At 71.4% G+C, this 15,882-nt stretch carries 9 protein-coding genes; 5 read left to right on the forward strand and 4 right to left on the reverse strand.

Going from position 1 to position 15,882, the window contains the following annotated elements:
• Nucleotides 1–226 precede the first annotated feature (226 nt).
• The 5 genes from AB0E78_RS25540 (at nt 227) to AB0E78_RS25560 (ending at nt 7,270) form a co-directional block, all read left to right on the forward strand.
• Entirely contained in the window at nt 227–1,621 is a 1,395-nt protein-coding gene (locus tag AB0E78_RS25540) for an ABC transporter substrate-binding protein (RefSeq protein WP_361836651.1), read from the forward strand.
• Between the two features lie 73 nt (nt 1,622–1,694).
• Nucleotides 1,695–2,975, forward strand: coding sequence for a sugar ABC transporter permease (locus AB0E78_RS25545; RefSeq protein WP_361836819.1), 1,281 nt, complete (start codon nt 1,695–1,697; stop codon nt 2,973–2,975).
• Nucleotides 2,972–3,853, forward strand: coding sequence for a carbohydrate ABC transporter permease (locus tag AB0E78_RS25550; RefSeq protein ID WP_361836654.1), 882 nt, complete (start codon nt 2,972–2,974; stop codon nt 3,851–3,853). Before AB0E78_RS25545 ends, AB0E78_RS25550 begins: the two co-directional genes overlap by 4 nt.
• A gap of 182 nt (nt 3,854–4,035) precedes the next feature.
• Complete coding sequence (locus AB0E78_RS25555) at nt 4,036–6,285, forward strand: bifunctional glycosyltransferase family 2 protein/CDP-glycerol:glycerophosphate glycerophosphotransferase (RefSeq protein ID WP_361836657.1); 2,250 nt, start codon at nt 4,036–4,038, stop codon at nt 6,283–6,285.
• Nucleotides 6,286–6,364: 79 nt separating this feature from the next.
• A complete protein-coding gene (locus AB0E78_RS25560; protein ID WP_361836659.1) occupies nt 6,365–7,270 on the forward strand; it encodes a class I SAM-dependent methyltransferase in 906 nt (301 codons plus the stop codon).
• Nucleotides 7,271–7,306: 36 nt separating this feature from the next.
• Here AB0E78_RS25560 and AB0E78_RS25565 read toward each other — a convergent pair whose 3' ends face one another.
• From AB0E78_RS25565 to AB0E78_RS25580, 4 genes are all read right to left on the reverse strand, one after another.
• Nucleotides 7,307–8,491 carry a glycosyltransferase gene (locus tag AB0E78_RS25565; protein WP_361836662.1) on the reverse strand — a complete coding sequence of 395 codons (1,185 nt, stop codon included), beginning with the start codon at nt 8,489–8,491 and terminating at the stop codon, nt 7,307–7,309.
• On the reverse strand, nt 8,488–11,304 hold the full coding sequence (locus tag AB0E78_RS25570) for a CDP-glycerol glycerophosphotransferase family protein (RefSeq protein ID WP_361836665.1): 2,817 nt from the start codon (nt 11,302–11,304) through the stop codon (nt 8,488–8,490). The genes AB0E78_RS25565 and AB0E78_RS25570 overlap by 4 nt, the downstream gene beginning before the upstream one ends.
• Nucleotides 11,301–14,795, reverse strand: a complete 3,495-nt coding sequence (locus AB0E78_RS25575) for a CDP-glycerol glycerophosphotransferase family protein (RefSeq protein WP_361836667.1) — start codon at nt 14,793–14,795, stop codon at nt 11,301–11,303. The genes AB0E78_RS25570 and AB0E78_RS25575 overlap by 4 nt, the downstream gene beginning before the upstream one ends.
• 219 nt (nt 14,796–15,014) lie before the next feature.
• On the reverse strand, nt 15,015–15,842 hold the full coding sequence (locus tag AB0E78_RS25580; RefSeq protein ID WP_361836670.1) for a TylF/MycF/NovP-related O-methyltransferase: 828 nt from the start codon (nt 15,840–15,842) through the stop codon (nt 15,015–15,017).
• Nucleotides 15,843–15,882: the final 40 nt, after the last annotated feature.

Below are 15,882 nucleotides of genomic sequence, written 5' to 3' on the forward strand. Positions count from 1 at the left end.
CCGCTGGTTCCTCCGGCTTTGCCGGTTCCGCTGGTTCCGCCGGTTCTGCCAGTTCTCCACCACCTTTCCTTCAGCTCTGCACCCCGTGGAGCCCCGCGCCTCATGACGGCACGTCACAACGCCATCACGATCACCTGGTTGACACTGTTTGCGCTCTTGCCGCCCCTCCCCGCCCGGGCGTAGACAGACCGCACGGGACTCGCCAGGGCAGAGAAACGGGGCAGTGATGCGCAGCAGTCTTCGATCACGCAAGGCACCGCAACACCGGCGTACCACAGCCAAATTCGCCGCGGCCGTCGTCGCGGGCACGCTCGTGCTCACCGTCACCGCATGCGGCGGGGACGACGACGGCGACAAGGACGGCGGGGGCAAGGGCGGCGGCAAGGAGAGCGCCGCCGCGGTCCAACTGCCCAAGCTGGACGGCCAGACCGTCTCCGTCGCCGCCGTCTGGGGCGGTTCGGAGCGCAAGGTCTTCCTCAAGGTTCTCGACGAGTTCGAGAAGCGGACCGGGGCGAAGGTCACCTTCGTGCCGGCCCAGGACCCCATCATCAGCTTCCTGGAGTCGAAGGTCGCGGGCGGCCAGCCGCCGGACGTCGCGATGCTGCCGCAGGTCGGCGCGATCGACCAGGCCGTGCAGAACAAGTGGGCCAAGCCGGTCGGGGCCGAGGCGCAGAAGCAGCTCGACAAGAACTACGCGCAGGGCTGGCAGGACCTCGGGGCCGTCGACGGCAAGCAGTACGGCGTGTACTTCAAGGCCGCCAACAAGTCCCTGGTCTGGTACAACACCAAGGTCTTCGAGAACGCGGGCGCCAAGGAGGCGAAGACCTGGGACGACTTCATGAAGACGGCCCAGACCGTGTACGACTCCGGCGTACCGCCGGTCTCGGTGGCGGGCGCCGACGGCTGGACCCTCACCGACTGGTTCGAGAACATCTACCTCTCCCAGGCGGGACCGGAGAAGTACGACCAGCTCGCCAAGCACGAGATCAAGTGGACGGACCCCTCCGTGAAGGAGGCGCTGACCACGCTCGGCGAGCTCTTCGGCAAGAAGGGCTTCGTCGCGGGCGGCGCCGACAAGGCGCTGCAGACCGAGTTCCCCGCCTCCGTGAAGCAGACGTTCACCGGCGGCGACCAGCCCAAGGCGGGCATGGTCTTCGAGGGCGACATGGTCTCGCTGCCGATCTCGGAGACGAAGGCCCAGATCGGCACGGACGCCAAGGTGTTCCCGTTCCCGGCGGTCGGGGACGAATCCCCGGCGGTCGTCGGCGGTGACGCGGCCGTGGCCCTGAAGGACAACAAGGGCGCCCAGGCGCTCCTGACCTTCCTGGCCTCGCCGGACTCGGCGAAGATCTGGGCGGAGGCGGGCGGCTTCGTCTCGCCGAACAAGAACCTCGATCTGTCGGCGTACCCGAACGACGTGCAGCGCGGCATCGCCAAGGCGCTCATCGCGGCGGGCGACGACATCCGCTACGACATGTCCGACCAGGCCCCGCAGGCCTTCGGCGGCACGCCCGGCAAGGGCGAGTGGAAGGCGCTGCAGGACTTCCTGAAGAACCCGAAGGACGTGGCGGGCACGCAGAAGGCGCTGGAGACGGCCGCCGCCAAGGCCTTCAAGGACTGACACGGTGGCGTCCGCGAACGCCGGGGGCACGCCGAACGTGGCGCTGCCCCCGGCTCCAGAACCGCGCAAGAGCGTGACCGGCACCCGCAGGAGCGTGGCGGTGCTGTTCCTGGCACCCGCCCTGATCCTGCTCGGCGCGCTCGTCCTGTACCCCATCGGGTACTCCGTCTTCCGCAGCTTCTTCGACAAGTCGGGCGACTTCACGGCGTTCGGCAACTACAAGACCCTGTTCACCGACGACACCATCCTCACCGCGATCAAGAACAACGCGATCTGGGTGGTGGTCGCCCCGACGGTCGCGACCGGTCTCGGCCTGATCTTCGCCGTGCTGACCGAGCGGATCCGCTGGGGCACGGCGTTCAAGCTGGTCATCTTCATGCCGATGGCGATCTCGATGCTCGCGGCCGGCATCATCTTCCGGCTCGTGTACGAGTCGGACCCGGACCGGGGCGTGGCCAACGCCGTCTTCGTGGGGGTGCACGACACCTTCGCCGAGTCGTCCGCCTTCCCACAGGCCCATCCCAGTACGGAGTCTCCGCTGAAGCCGGCCTCCGGCGGCGCCTTCATCACGCGCAAGCCGGTCAGCGCGGGCACCCCGGTGGCGCTGCCGCTGACGGGTGTCGCGCCGGACAACATGCCGGACGACGCCAAGGCCGCCGCGGCCGCGAAGCCGGACCCCGGCAAGGTCACCGGTACGGCCTGGCAGGACTTCACCCGCGGCAAGGGCCGGGGCGAGATCAACGCCCCGGACAAGGCCGAGTTCGGCTACCCCGGAATCACGATCGAGGCCGTCAAGGACGGCAAGGTGGTGGCCACGGCCGAGGCAGCGGCCGACGGCACCTTCGCGCTTCCCAAGGCAGCCGACGGGGCCCAGCTCCGCTTCCCCGCGTCGAACTTCCGCGAGCCGTACAACGGCGTGGACTGGCTCGGCCCGTCCCTCATCACGCCCGCGGTGATCGGCTCGTACCTGTGGATCTGGGTGGGCTTCGCGATGGTCCTGATCGCGGCCGGTCTCGCCAGTGTCCCGCGTGAACTCCTGGAGGCCGCCCGGGTGGACGGCGCCAACGAGTGGCAGGTGTTCCGCCGGATCACGGTGCCGATCCTCGCGCCGGTGCTCGCGGTGGTGGCGGTCACGCTCATGATCAACGTGCTGAAGATCTTCGACCTGATCTTCATCATCGCGCCGAACTCCTCGAAGGACGACGCGAACGTCCTGGCGCTCCAGCTCTACAACTCCGCGTTCCTCGACAAGGATTCGGGCGTGGCGAGCGCGATCGCCGTGCTGCTCTTCCTCCTCGTGATCCCGGTGATGCTCTTCAACATGCGGCGACTTCGGCGGGAGGGACGACGATGACCACCCAGGTCGAAGTGGTGAAGGCCAAGCAGTCGCTCGGAGGGCGGATCGCCGCCGTTCTGAGCGGCACCGCCGTACGCGTCTTCCTCGTCGTCGTCGCGCTGTTCTGGCTGGTGCCGACGGTCGGGCTGCTGCTCGGCTCGCTGCGTACCTCTCAGGACATGGCGGAGAGCGGCTGGTGGAAGGTCTTCAGCACGCCGTCGCAGATGACGCTGGACAACTACACGAACCTCCTCAAGGACGAGACGATCACCGACTCGATCCTGTCCAGCATCATGATCACCGTCCCGGCGACCCTGCTCGTCGTGATCATCGGGTCCCTCGCCGGATACGCCTTCGCGTGGATGGAGTTCCCGGGCCGCGACTGGTGGTTCCTCGGTGTCGTCGGGCTGCTCGTGGTGCCCGTGCAGGTGGCGCTGCTCCCGGTGTCGAAGATCTTCGGCGCGATCGGCATCTTCGAGACGACGATCGGTGTGGTCGTCTTCCACGTGGCCTTCGGGCTGCCGTTCGCGATCTTCCTCCTGCGGAACTTCTTCGCGGAGATCCCCCGCGAACTCCTGGAGGCGGCACGCCTGGACGGAGCCGGTGAGCTGCGGCTCTTCTTCCGGGTCGTGATGCCGCTCGGCGCGCCCGCGATCGCCTCGCTCGGCATCTTCCAGTTCCTCTGGGTCTGGAACGACATGCTGATCGCGCTGATCTTCGCCGACTCCGAGAGCCCGCCGATCACGGTCGCGCTCCAGCAGCAGGTGCGGTCCTTCGGCGACAACGTGCAGATCCTGGCGCCCGGCGCGTTCATCTCGATGGTGATCCCGCTGGCCGTGTTCTTCGCGTTCCAGCGGCAGTTCGTGTCCGGCGTGATGGCGGGCGCGGTCAAGTAACCGATCACGAACAACGCGGGCGCATACGTTCGACGAGTGAGGCGGGAGCAGGACGGGAGTGAGGCGGTCCGGCACCGGGCCGCCTCCTTCGCGTCCGTCCCCCGTATGCCGCATATGTCGTAACCCGACCGGCGGCCTGGGCGTTTGCGGGCAGTATGCCCGCGCCGACCCATGGATGTGCCTTGCCCCGGTTCAGTGTCATCGTGCCCGTGTACAAGGTGCAGGCCTATCTGCACGCATGCCTCGAATCCGTCCTCGAACAGTCGTTCACGGATCTTGAGCTGATCGTGGTCGACGACGCATCGCCCGACGCATGCGGCGCCCTGATCGACGAGTGCGCGGCCCGTGACAGCCGGGTGAAGGCCGTCCACCTCAAGGAAAACGTCGGCCTGGGCCGGGCACGCAACGCGGGCATGGAGCGCGCCACCGGCGACTACCTCGTCTTCGTCGACGGCGACGACACCCTCGCCCCGGACGCCCTGCACGCGATCTCCGACCGCCTCAAGGAGACCGACGAACCGGACGTCCTGATCTACGACTACGCCCGCGTGTTCTGGTCGGGCGACGCCGTGCGCAACCAGTTCGCGAGCCTCCTCAAGGAGGACGGCCGGGCGCCGTTCCGGCTGATCGACCGGCCAGGACTGCTGCGCCTGCTGATGGTCGCCTGGAACAAGGCCTACCGCCGCGACTACATCGAGCGCGAGGGCTTCACCTTCCCGCCCGGCCTCTACGAGGACACGCCCTGGACCTACCCGGTCCTGATGAAGGCGGACTCGATCGCCACCCTCGACCGGGTCTGCGTGCACTACCTGCAGCGCCGCAGGGGCAGCATCCTGCGCACCACGACCCGCAGGCACTTCGAGATCTTCGACCAGTACGAGCGGGTCTTCGCGTTCCTCGACGAGCACCCCGAACTCTCGGCGGCCTGGCGGCCCATCCTCTTCCGGCGGATGGTCGACCACCTGACGACGGTCTTCACCAAACGCGACCGCCTCCCGCGCGCCAGCCGCGCCGCGTTCCTGCGCAAGGCCCGCACCCACTACCGCCGCTACCGCGTCCCCGGCGCCCGCCCCCGCACCAGCACCCGGGTGCGCCACGGCCTGGTACGCCTGGGCACGCACCGCACCTACCGCACCCTGTGGACAGCGCTGCGCCTGCGGGCCAGGGCCCAGCGGTACGCGGCGACCACCCGCCGCCGCGCCAAGGGCGCCGTGCTGCAGCTGCACTACCGCGTCCAGCTGCGCCTGCCGCTGCGCGCCGACCGCGCGGTCTTCTCCTCGTACTGGGGGCGCGGCTACGGCTGCAACCCCGCCGCCCTGGAGGCCGCGCTGCGCGAGCACGCCCCGCACGTGCGCACCGCGTGGATCGCCGACCCCGTCCACCACCACACCCTGCCCACGGCGACCCGCAGGCTCCGCCCCGGCACGGCCGCGTACTGGAGTGCCCTCGCGCGCTCCAAGTACCTCGTGAACAACGTCAACTTCGACCGCAGGCTGGTCAAGCGCCCCGGCCAGGTCATGATCCAGACCCAGCACGGCACCCCCCTGAAGCTCATGGGCCTCGACCTCCAGGACCGGCCCGCCGCCGCCCGGGGCATGGACTTCGCCGCCCTCCTGCGCAACGCCGACAAGTGGGACTACGTCCTGTCGGCGAACCGCCACTCCACGCTGGTCTGGGAGCGCGTCTACCCCGCCTCGTTCACCACCCTCGAATACGGCTACCCGCGCAACGACATCTACCAGCGGGCCAGCTCCGCCGACGTGGCCCGCCTGCGCGAGTCCCTCGGCATCCCCCGGGGCGCCGTCGCCATCCTCTACGCGCCCACCCTGCGCGACTACCGCCACTCGCAGCTGCACTCCCTCGACCTGCGGCGGATGCTGCACAATCTCGGCCCCCGGTTCGTCATCCTGACCCGCGCCCACCACTCCTACGGGGCGCCCCTGGCGCCCTCGTCGGACCGCCTGATCGACGTGTCGGACCACCCCAGCGTCGAGTCCCTCTGCCTGGCCTCCGACGCCCTGGTCACCGACTTCTCGTCGCTGATGTTCGACTACGTCAACCTCGACCGCCCCGTCGTCCTGCACGCCACCGACTGGGAGGCGTACGAGGCGGCCCGTGGCACCTACTTCGACGTCCGCGAGTTCCCGCCCGGCGCGATCGCGCGCAGCGAGGACGAGCTCACCGACATCTTCGCCACCGGCCACTGGCGCGGCTCGCGCTCCGCACAGCTGCGCGCCGCCTTCCGAGACCGCTTCTGCGTGTACGACGACGGGCGGGCCGCTGAACGTGTTGTGAGGCATGTGGTGCTCGGCGAGACAGGGGGTCTACCGTCTGTGGCGCCACTGGCGGACCGGCACCCGGCGCCGGCCGCGGGGGTGGCCGACGAGCCGCTGCCGCGGGCCGACGTCTCCCGGCCCACTCCGCGCTTCTAGCCGCACCGTGCTTCTGGCGGCACTGCGTGTCCGGCGCACCGTGCGCACCGCCCGCCTTCCCCCATCCACGGGACCTGAGATGCAGAACGCTTCCACCACCATGCCCTCGACCGACACCGGGCGGCTGCCGCGGCCGAGCCGGCTCTCCGATGTGAAGGGGTGGTTCCATCCGGTCGACCAAGTGCTCTTCGACTGGACCCTGAGCCGCCAGCGCGACCAGGGGCAGCGGGGTGATCTGCTGGAGCTCGGCGCGTACCTGGGCAAGAGCGCCATCTTCATGGGCGCGTATCTGCGCGCGGAGGAGACCTTCACGGTCTGTGACCTCTTCGACTCGCCCGCCCCCGACCGGGCCAACTCCGCGGAGATGGGCCGCTCGTACGCCACGCTGACGCGCCGCGCCTTCGAGGCCAACTACGGCTCCTTCCACGAAGGGCTGCCGCGGATCGTCCAGGAGCCGTCCGCCGGGATCACCGCGCACGTGCGGGCGGACAGCTGCCGCTTCGTGCACATCGACGCCTCGCATCTGTACGAGCACGTCCACGCGGACATCGCCGCCGCCAAGGAGGTGCTCGGGCCGGACGGGATCGTCGTGCTCGACGACTTCCGGGCCGAGCACTGTCCGGGCGTGGCCGCGGCGACCTGGGGTGCCGTGGCGAGCACGGGGCTCAAACCGCTGTGCATCACGGCCACCAAGTTCTACGGGACCTGGGGCGACTACGACGCGATCCACGCCGATCTCGCGGTGTTCCTGAAGGGGCGCGACGACATGTGGCACGGCGCCGAGGAGGTCGCGGGCCTCCCGATGATCCGGATCAGCGGCAAGAAGGCGAAGTCGCCGGCACATCCCGTGTCCCGGCACGCGGACGAGGCGGCCCCCGACGCGCCGGGCCGGACGCCGCCCGCCGGGGCACCTGCCGTGGCCAGGGCCGGTGGCCGGGCCAGGGGCCTGCTGTCGTCGCTGCTCGCGCGCTCGGGGCGTTCCTGACGTCCACCGGTGTCCGGTGGGCCGGGCTCCTGGCCCCTACCGCTCAAGCAGCTCGAACAGCTCTTCCCAGCGGGCCAGGACCCGCGCCTCGGAGAACCGCTGCACGTTCCTGCGGGCCCGCTCCCCCATCGCGTCCCGCAGCCTCGGGTTGCCGGTGAGGCGCAGGATGCGGTCGGCGAGGGCCTCGATGTCGCCGGCGGGGGCGAGGAGGCCGTCCTCGCCGTGGCGCACGATCTCGCGTACGCCGGGTGCGCAGTCGAAGGCCGCGCACGGCACCGCGCTGGCCATGGCCTCCATCAGGGCCAGCGGGAAGCCCTCGCCGCGCGACGACTGCACGAAGAGGGAGCTCTCGGCGAGCACGCCCGGCACGTCGCTGGTGCGGCCACACCACTCCACCGAGCCGTCGAGGCCCAGGCGCGTGCACTGCCGCTTGAGGTCGGCCTCGTCCGCTCCGGCGCCGTAGATCCGCAGCGTCCAGTCGGGGCGCTGCGGGGCCACCAGGGCCCAGGTGTCGACGAGCATGTCGACGCCCTTCTGGTCGGCGAGCCTGCCGATGCTGCAGACCACCTTCCGGTCGCGCGGCGAGGGCACGTCGGGGAGGTGGGCCAGGGCGTTGGGCATCGCTCCCACGTTGTGCATGCCGTCGGTGATCCAGTCGTCGGCGTCCTCCTGGGTGAGCGCGAGCCAGCGGTCCACGTCGGGGTAGCTGCGCTTGACCGCGCGGTAGCGGTGACAGGCGCGCGTGTAGGCGTACGACTCGTGGCTCATGCCGATGATGCGCAGGCCCGCAGTGTCCGCCTCCCTGATCCACTCCATCGGCCAGACCTGCGTGACGATGGCGACGGCGCCGGGGCGCGCGGCGCGGAAGAGCTCCGAGAGCCGCTCGACGGTGCGGCGCTTGGCGGTGATCCGCGCCGACTCCCGGCGGCGTGCCACGACGTTGAGGCGGCCCAGGCCCCTGGCCGGGCGCGGAGAGGCGGGATGTTCGCGGTAGAGGCTGGTCACGGGGTAGCCGAGGTCGTCCGGGAGGGCCAGTTTCAGCTCGGCCTCGTGGACGCCGATGACGTGCACCCGGTGGCCGTTGCCCTGGAAGAGCCGGGCCATCTGGTGGGCCCACGCGGTGACGCCGCCGAGCTCGTCGACGGTGTTCGCCACGAGGAAGAGATCGCGGCTCTTCGTCGTGGTGGTGGCGATCCGCGTGGTCGCGATCGTCGTGGTCATGCCCCGCCCCTCGTCTCCGTGTTCCCGTTCCCGAACCGCTCCCCGAACAGCGCGTCCACCACGCCGGCCGCGGCCCGCCCCTGGTCGTACGCGCCGAACCGCGCGGCGAACGCCCGCCGGGCCTGTGCCCACGCGCCGTCGGTCTGCTTGAGCGTGCCGAGCACGCGCAGCAGTTCCTCCTCCGTCTCGACGACGGGCCCGCCCGCGTCGTCCCGCAGCGAGAAGTAGCTGCCCCGCTCGGCCGTGTACGCGTCGAGGTCCGGCGCGAAGTGCACCAGCGGCCGGTCCAGGAGCGCGAAGTCGAACATGATCGACGAGTAGTCGGTCACCAGGACGTCGGCGAGGCAGAGCAGCTCGCTCACGTCGTGGTGCGCCGAGACGTCGACGACGGTGCCGGGCGGGCAGACCGGGAGGCTCGCCGCCTGCATGTAGTGGGCGCGCACCAGGAGGACGTGGGTGTCGCCGAAGCGGTCGGCGAACTTGCGTACGTCTAGGGGCAGTTGGACCGCCTTGTTGTTCTTCGGGGGGAGACCGCGGAACGTCGGCGCGTACAGGACCACCGTCTTGTGGTCGGGGATGCCGAGGTCGGCGGCCACGGGCGGGCGTGGGAAGCGGCCCGACGTCTCGTCGCGGGCGCGCGCGGCGAGCAGCCGGTCGTTGCGCGGGTAGCCGCAGCGCAGCAGCCGTTCGTCGGGGATGCCGTAGGCGCGGGCCAGGGTGTTCACGTCGTGCTCGGAGCGCACCAGGAAGTGGTCGAAGCGGTCGACGGCCCGCTGCAGCCACTCGCGGTGCGGGGCGTTCTGCGTCTTCACCCGCGCCTCGTCGAAGCCCATGCGCTTGTACGCGGAGCCGTGCCAGGTCTGGAGGTACGTGGTGTGCCGCGGCTTGTCCAGGGCGTGCGGGAAGCCCTGGTTGTCGATCCAGAATTCGGCGCGGGCCAGCGCCCACAGGTAGCGCCAGGACCAACGGGGCACGAGGCGGGCGGAGTCGGGGAAGCCGTCGGCGGATGTGGCGTACGCCCAGGTGCAGCGCAGCCGCAGCCCCCGGTCGGTGATCTCCTGGTGGACGGCGCGGGGGCTGTCGCCGTAGCACCTGCCCATGTGGCTCTCGAAGACGACGGAGCCCTTGCTGACGGGGAGCCGTCGCAGCGCCCGCCGGTAGACGCGCACCTTGACCCCGTGGCCGCTGAGCCCGTCCCACCGCTTGCGCAGGGCCCGCAGTCCGAGCCTCAGCTTGCGCGCGGGGCGGAAGTGCGTGGCGTAGTGCAGTGCCGCGCGCAGGGTGCGGGCGGTGCGGTGGCGGGGCGCGAGGCGCAGCTCCACCTTGTTCGCGCCGGTGACGGTGACGCCCTGGCTCTCCCCCACGGTCTCCGGCTCGGCGACGAGTTCGGTGGTCACGTCCTGGCCGCCGGCGGCCAGGTGCAGCCGCGGCTCCCACGCGCGGTCGCGGATGCCGAGGTCGCGCAGCGGGGCGGTGAGGACCGCCGTGGCCCGCCAGAGGACCGCGCCGCCGTCGTAGTGCACCTCCTCCACGGGTACGCGGAAGCCGCGGCGTCCGGTGCCGTGCGCCCGTACGTCGAGCCAGGCGGTGAGCGGCGGCCGGTCGGGCAGCAGGCCGCCGGGCAGCACGACGTGCCCTTCGAGGACCGCCGTGCCGCCGTCGACGTCGCACCTGGTGAGGCGGTTCAGGAGCCGGACCTCGTCCAACTGCCGGTGCTGGTGGCCGAGTTCGGTGACGTCGAGCACTTCTCGTACGTGGGGGTCGTCGAGTCCGTCCGCGCGCCAGTGGACCTTGCCCTCGCGTTCGGTCAGCTCCGAGACGACGACCCCGGGCCGCCCCAGCGCGTACGCGGCGGCGAGCACGCCGTCCGTGTCGCCGTCCGCGAGCAGCCGCACGCACACCCGCTCCACGGGGTCGAGGGCGTCCAGGGCGCGCAGGTCCGCGCGGCCTTCGAGGCGCGGGGCGACGCGGGCCGTGGCCCGGCGCCGCTCCTCGGCGGTGAGCTGCGGGAACGTACGGGCGCAGGGCAGCACGTGGTCGACGAGGAAGGCCCGCTCGCGCCGGTCGGCCAGGTCGAGGCGGCCCAGGCTCACGAGGAGCCCGGCGACGCGGTCGTTGGCGGCGGCGAGTGCGGGGGTCTCGCGGGCCGGGTCGGGTGCCGCGCGGCGGGTGGTGATCAGGTTGGGCACGAGGGTGATGGCGCGGACCACGAGGGCGGCCTCGACGCCGAAGAGGACCTCGCTGTGGGCGAGGTCCTCCGCGTACCGCAGGCGTGTCCGGTGCAGGAGGTCACGGCGGACGCAGAAGCCGGCGACCAGGGAGTCCCTGGCGACGAGTTCGGGGGCGTCGGCGAGGTCCCCGACCGTCCGCGTCCTCGCGTGCAGCGGGGCCTGCCAGCCGGGGCCCCGCTCCTTCTTGCCGTTGCCGGTGAGCCGTGTCCAGCGCCCCGCCACCAGGTCGGCCCCGCTGGAGCGGGCCGCGTCGAAGAGGTTGCGGCAGGCGTTCCGCTCCAGTAGTTCACCCTCGCCGAGCACGATGACGTACCGGCCGCGTGCCGCGTCGAGCCCCAGGTTCCGCGCGGCGGCGACCGGCAGTGCGCCGTCGGCGCCGACCAGGCGTACCCGGTGGGGGTGTTCGGCGGCGAGCTCTTGCGCCGCGGCACGGACGGGACCGTCCGCGCCGGGGGCGACGACGACCGCCTCTACGTTGCCCATCGTCTGGTCGAGCACGGACCGCACCGATTCGCGCAACGCCTCGGTGTCCGGTCCCGCGACCACGACGCAGCTCACGTCGTGCAGTTCCGGCGTGCTCATGCGCGGCCTCCTTCGAGCATGGCGTCCGCCACCCCTGCGGCCGCGTGCCCGTCGTCCAGGTCGCAGAAGACCTCGCGGAACCTGTCGTACGCGTCGGCGTACGCGGCGGTGGCGGCGTGCGGGTCGCGCAGCGCCGCGATCACCTCGTCGCTGGTGCCGAGCAGCGGTCCTGGCGCCTGCGCCGCGAAGTCGAAGTAGAAGCCGCGCAGGGTGTCGCGGTAGTGGTCGAGGTCGTAGGTGTGGAAGAGCATCGGGCGCCCGGTCTGCGCGAAGTCGAACATCAGGGACGAGTAGTCCGTCACCAGGACGTCGCTGATCAGGAGCAGTTCGCTGACGTCGGGGTGGCGCGTGACGTCGCGCACGAAGTCCGATTCCGGGACGGTGCCGCCGACGAGGTAGTGCCTGCGGACGAGGAGCGTCTGGTCGTCGCCGATGGCGCGTTCGGCGGCTTCGAGGTCCAGCTGGAGGTCGAGGGCGTAGCGGCCGGCCTGCTTGGGCTGGTTCTCGCGCCAGGTGGGCGCGTACAGGACGACGCGTCTGCCCTCGGGGATGCCGAGCCGTTCGCGCACGGAGGCGGCGACCTTCGCGCGGTCGGCGGCGTGCAGCAGGTCGTTGCGCGGGTAGCCGCGTTCCAGGACCTCGCCGGTGTAGCCGAACGCGCTACGCAGGACGGGCGTCGAGAAGCGGTTCGGGGAGACGAGCACGCTCCACTGGTCGGAGCGGCCGGGCAGGGTCGCCATGTAGGCGCGGTCCCCGGAGGCGTGGCCCGCGAGGTCGCGGCCGATGCGCTTGAGCGGGGTGCCGTGCCAGGTCTGCACGACGTACTGGCCCTCGGCGCGCTCGAACCATTCGGGCAGCTGGGTGTTGGTCACGACATAGCGGCAGCGGGCGAGGGCCTCGTACCACTCGGCGCTCCACAGGGCGACCGGCGTGGCGCTGCCGGGCAGCGCCACCTGCTGGTCGCGGACCACCCACAGGTGCTCCAGGTCGACGCCCCTTGCGACCAGTTCCTCGTGCACGGCGCGGGGCGAGTCCGAGTACTGGCGTCCGTCGAAGCTGCAGTACAGGACGGCGTCCCGGAGCGGGCCGCCGCGCCGGGCCGCGTACTCCTCGCGCAGTCTGCGCTGGCGCGGGCCGCCCCGGTCGGCGTCGGGCAGCGCGGAGCCCGAGCGCAGGTGGAGGCCGTCGTGGGCATGCCGCTTCAGGCTGATGTCACGGCCTGACCTGCCGCGTACGAGCGGCAGTTCGCGGCCCTTGCCGGGCGCCACGCACACGGGCGTGTACTGCTCGGGGTCCGTCGTACCCCGCTCGCGCAGGAAGAGGTTCCAGCGTCCTTCGGCGAGCGGCAGCGTGCCTCCGGGGCCGGGCACGGCCTCGGGTCGCAGCGCGGCCGAGAACCGGCCGTCCGCGATCCGCACCGGCACGACGGCCTCGTCGCCGTGGCCGGCGTGCACGAGGACCAGCTCCCCGGTGCGGGTCTCCGCGTCGGGGTGGCTGCCCTCGATGCGGAGCTCGTCGTCCCAGGTCACGGTGGAGACGAGCGGCCGTACGGTCTGATCGCGCAGCTCCAGGTTCCCCGACGCGTTGGCGAGGACGAGGAGTTCACGCCCCGGCAGCAGTCCGTAGCGCCCCGCGGGTACGTCGGGGCAGGCGGCGAGCGGGGTGCGCTCGTCGCCCTCGCGGACCAGGGCGACGCCCCACGGATCGGCCTTGCGCGGCTCGCCGGTGCGCTCGTCCGTACCGGCGTGGAAGAGGCCGAGGGGCACATCGGCGCTGAAGTCGCGGCCGTTCACCAGGGCGGGGACGTAGTGCGCCTCCTTGGTGGCCCAGTTCTCGACGCGCAGGGCGTCGACGGCCTGCGACTCCCCGGGGGCGAGCCGCCCGTGCAGCCGGACGGCGGTGCCGCAGCCCTCGTGCGTGACGAGCCGCGCCGCCACCCGCTCCGTGCGCAGCCGCAGCCGCCCCTTGCTGAGGGTGACGGCCGCCCGCAGGAACTCCTCCAGGTACCGCACGGGGAGCCGCGGCGGGCTGCTCGTCCTGACCGGCCCGGTGCGCGGCAGGAACCCGCTGACCACGCCCATCTCCACCTTCCAGGTGGTGCTGCGCCGCTTGGTGACGGCCCTGCGGGGGTCGATGACCGTCTCGAACCCCGACCGGTCGTAGCTGTGCAGGCCCTGCTTGGAGCGGTACGTCGCCTCGCGCGCCCGCACCGTGCGCAGCGCCAGCGGCAGCACGCGGCGCCGTCCGGACCGCAGCCAGGCGACCCTGGCGCGCGCCCCGACGCGCCCCGCGGGGAGGTTGGGGATGTAGGCGAAGCCCTTGAGCCGCAGCCTGCCCTGCTCGTCCCAGGCGATGTGCGTGAGCTGTGCGGTGAGCGGCAGGTCGGAGCGTTTCAGGGCGACGGTCTCGCGCGGCAGTCCGCCGATCCCGGGGAACTCGGCGCGGCGCCCGCGCAGACCGCGGACCCGGAAGGCGTCGGGGTGGGACTTCTCGTACGCCATGAAGGTGAGCAGGTCGGTGACCCGGCGCTGGCGGATGAGCTGCCAGCGCACGCGCAGGGGCAGCGGCAGTGCGGCGACGACGGCGGGGTCGACGGTGTCGGCGAAGGCGTTGGCCTGCTCCATGAAGACGTCGTGGTACGTGGAGTCGCCGTGCGGCAGGGCCTCCATGAACAGCCACAGGTCCCCGGACAGGACCGTCCTGTCGTAGCGCCGCTTGGCCTTCGCGAACACCGCCCCCCGCGGGGTGCCCGCCTCCTCGGCGGCCCGCGCCGCGAGGAAGCCGCTGGCCGCGAGGACGGCGGCGGTGCGGTCACGGACGGCGCGGGGCTTGGCGCGGCGGGTGGTGATGGAGCCGTCGCGGTCGCGCCAGAGGTAGACGGGCTCCTTCAGTACGTCGACGGCACCGGCGAGGAAGTGCGCGGGGATCATGACGGGGGTGTCCTCGAAGAGCACGCCCTCGGGGAAGGTGAAGGCGTGCTTGTCCCAGAAGTCCCTGCGGAAGACCTTGTTGCAGGCGATGCGGTCGCCGAGCAGATCCCAGTCGCGGGTGACGTGCGTGCCGCTGCGGTCCTTCTCCATCGCCTTGCGGAACATCGGCGACTGCTCGCTGCGGCCCGCGGAGCGCAGCCGGTGGACGTTGCCGGTGACGAAGTCGGAGCCCGACTCCTCCAGTGCGGCGAGCATCCGCTCGTACGCGTCCCGTGGGACGACGTCGTCGCTGTCGACGAACGTCAGGTATGTGCCCCGCGCCTCGCGCACTCCCGCGTTGCGGGCCGCCCCGAGCCCCGCGTTCTCCTGCTCGATCAGCCGGAATCTGGTGTCCCCGGCGGCGAACTCGCGGGCGATGCGTGGACTCCCGTCGGTGGAACCGTCGTTGACCATGACGACCTCGAGGTCCGGCATGGTCTGCTCGGCCAGTGACCGGAGGCAAGGGGCGAGAAACTCCTCGACGTTGTAGACGGGGACGACGACGGCGAGTCGGGGTGTCATGCGCTGCGCACATTCCTTCCGGAGAGCTGACGGGCACGGCTGCGCGTCCTGCTGAGGGCCACCCGGTTAACAACGACCGCCCTTCCGGGTCACCCGCACAGAGCCATTCGGGTGATCACGCGGGCAGGCCCGGTACCCGGCGGCGCGGGGCCGCCGGGCACGGGGCCCGCTCACCTGCCTGACGTATTCAGTTGGTCCGCGCCGGGGCACGCCGCCGGGTCAGGGCTTCACGGCGATGCGGCCCTCGTCCATGCGCAGGAGCAGCAGCCGTTCGCCGGTCTTCTCCATGAACTCGTCGACCGCCTGGCGGGACCCCTGCCAGTAGCCGTAGTCGTCGATGAGCAGGACGCCGCCGCTGACCAACCGCGCGTACAAGTGCTCCAGTTCGTGCTTGGTGGAGGCGTACCAGTCGGTGTCCAGGCGCAGGACGGAGATCTGTTCGGGCGCCTCGCGCGGGACGGTCTCCTCGACCCTTCCCTGGACGTAGTGCACGCGCTCCTTGGGGTAGGGCACCTTCTCGAAGCCGGACCTGACATCGTCCAGGGAGGCGACCGCCCAGATCGGGCGGTCCTTCCCCTGCGCGTTGAGCAGTTCCTCGGCGGACTTGCCGTCGAGGCGCAGGTCCTCCTCGGTGGGCGGGGTCATGCCCTCGTACGTGTCGAAGAGGTACAGGTCGCGCTCGGTGTCACCGGCGGCGAGCAGCGCCTTGGCGCACGCCTGCATCGAACCGCCGCGCCACACACCGCACTCGACGATGTCGCCGGGAATGCCGTGCCGGACGACGTGCCGGGTCGCCAGGATGAAGGCGTTCAGCCGTTCGGGAGAGGTCATCGTGTACGGCTTCACCGCACGGATGATCTCCTTCGCCTCGTCGTCGTAGTCGGCGGGGAGGTTCAGGGCCTTCGGCTTCGGCTTCGGCTTGGGCTTCGATGCCGGGGCGGGCTTCGGCACCGGGGCCGCCGCGCGCTGGGCCGGCACCGGGGTGCGCCTCAGCTGGTATCCGGTCAGTTGCTTCAATGCGCCATTCACAACGCGTCGCCATGCCATGGAAGCGGACAGTACGCGCAAAGTCACCTGTGATGCCACA

Source organism: Streptomyces sp. NPDC032198 (genome assembly GCF_040636975.1).
Lineage (GTDB): Bacteria > Actinomycetota > Actinomycetes > Streptomycetales > Streptomycetaceae > Streptomyces.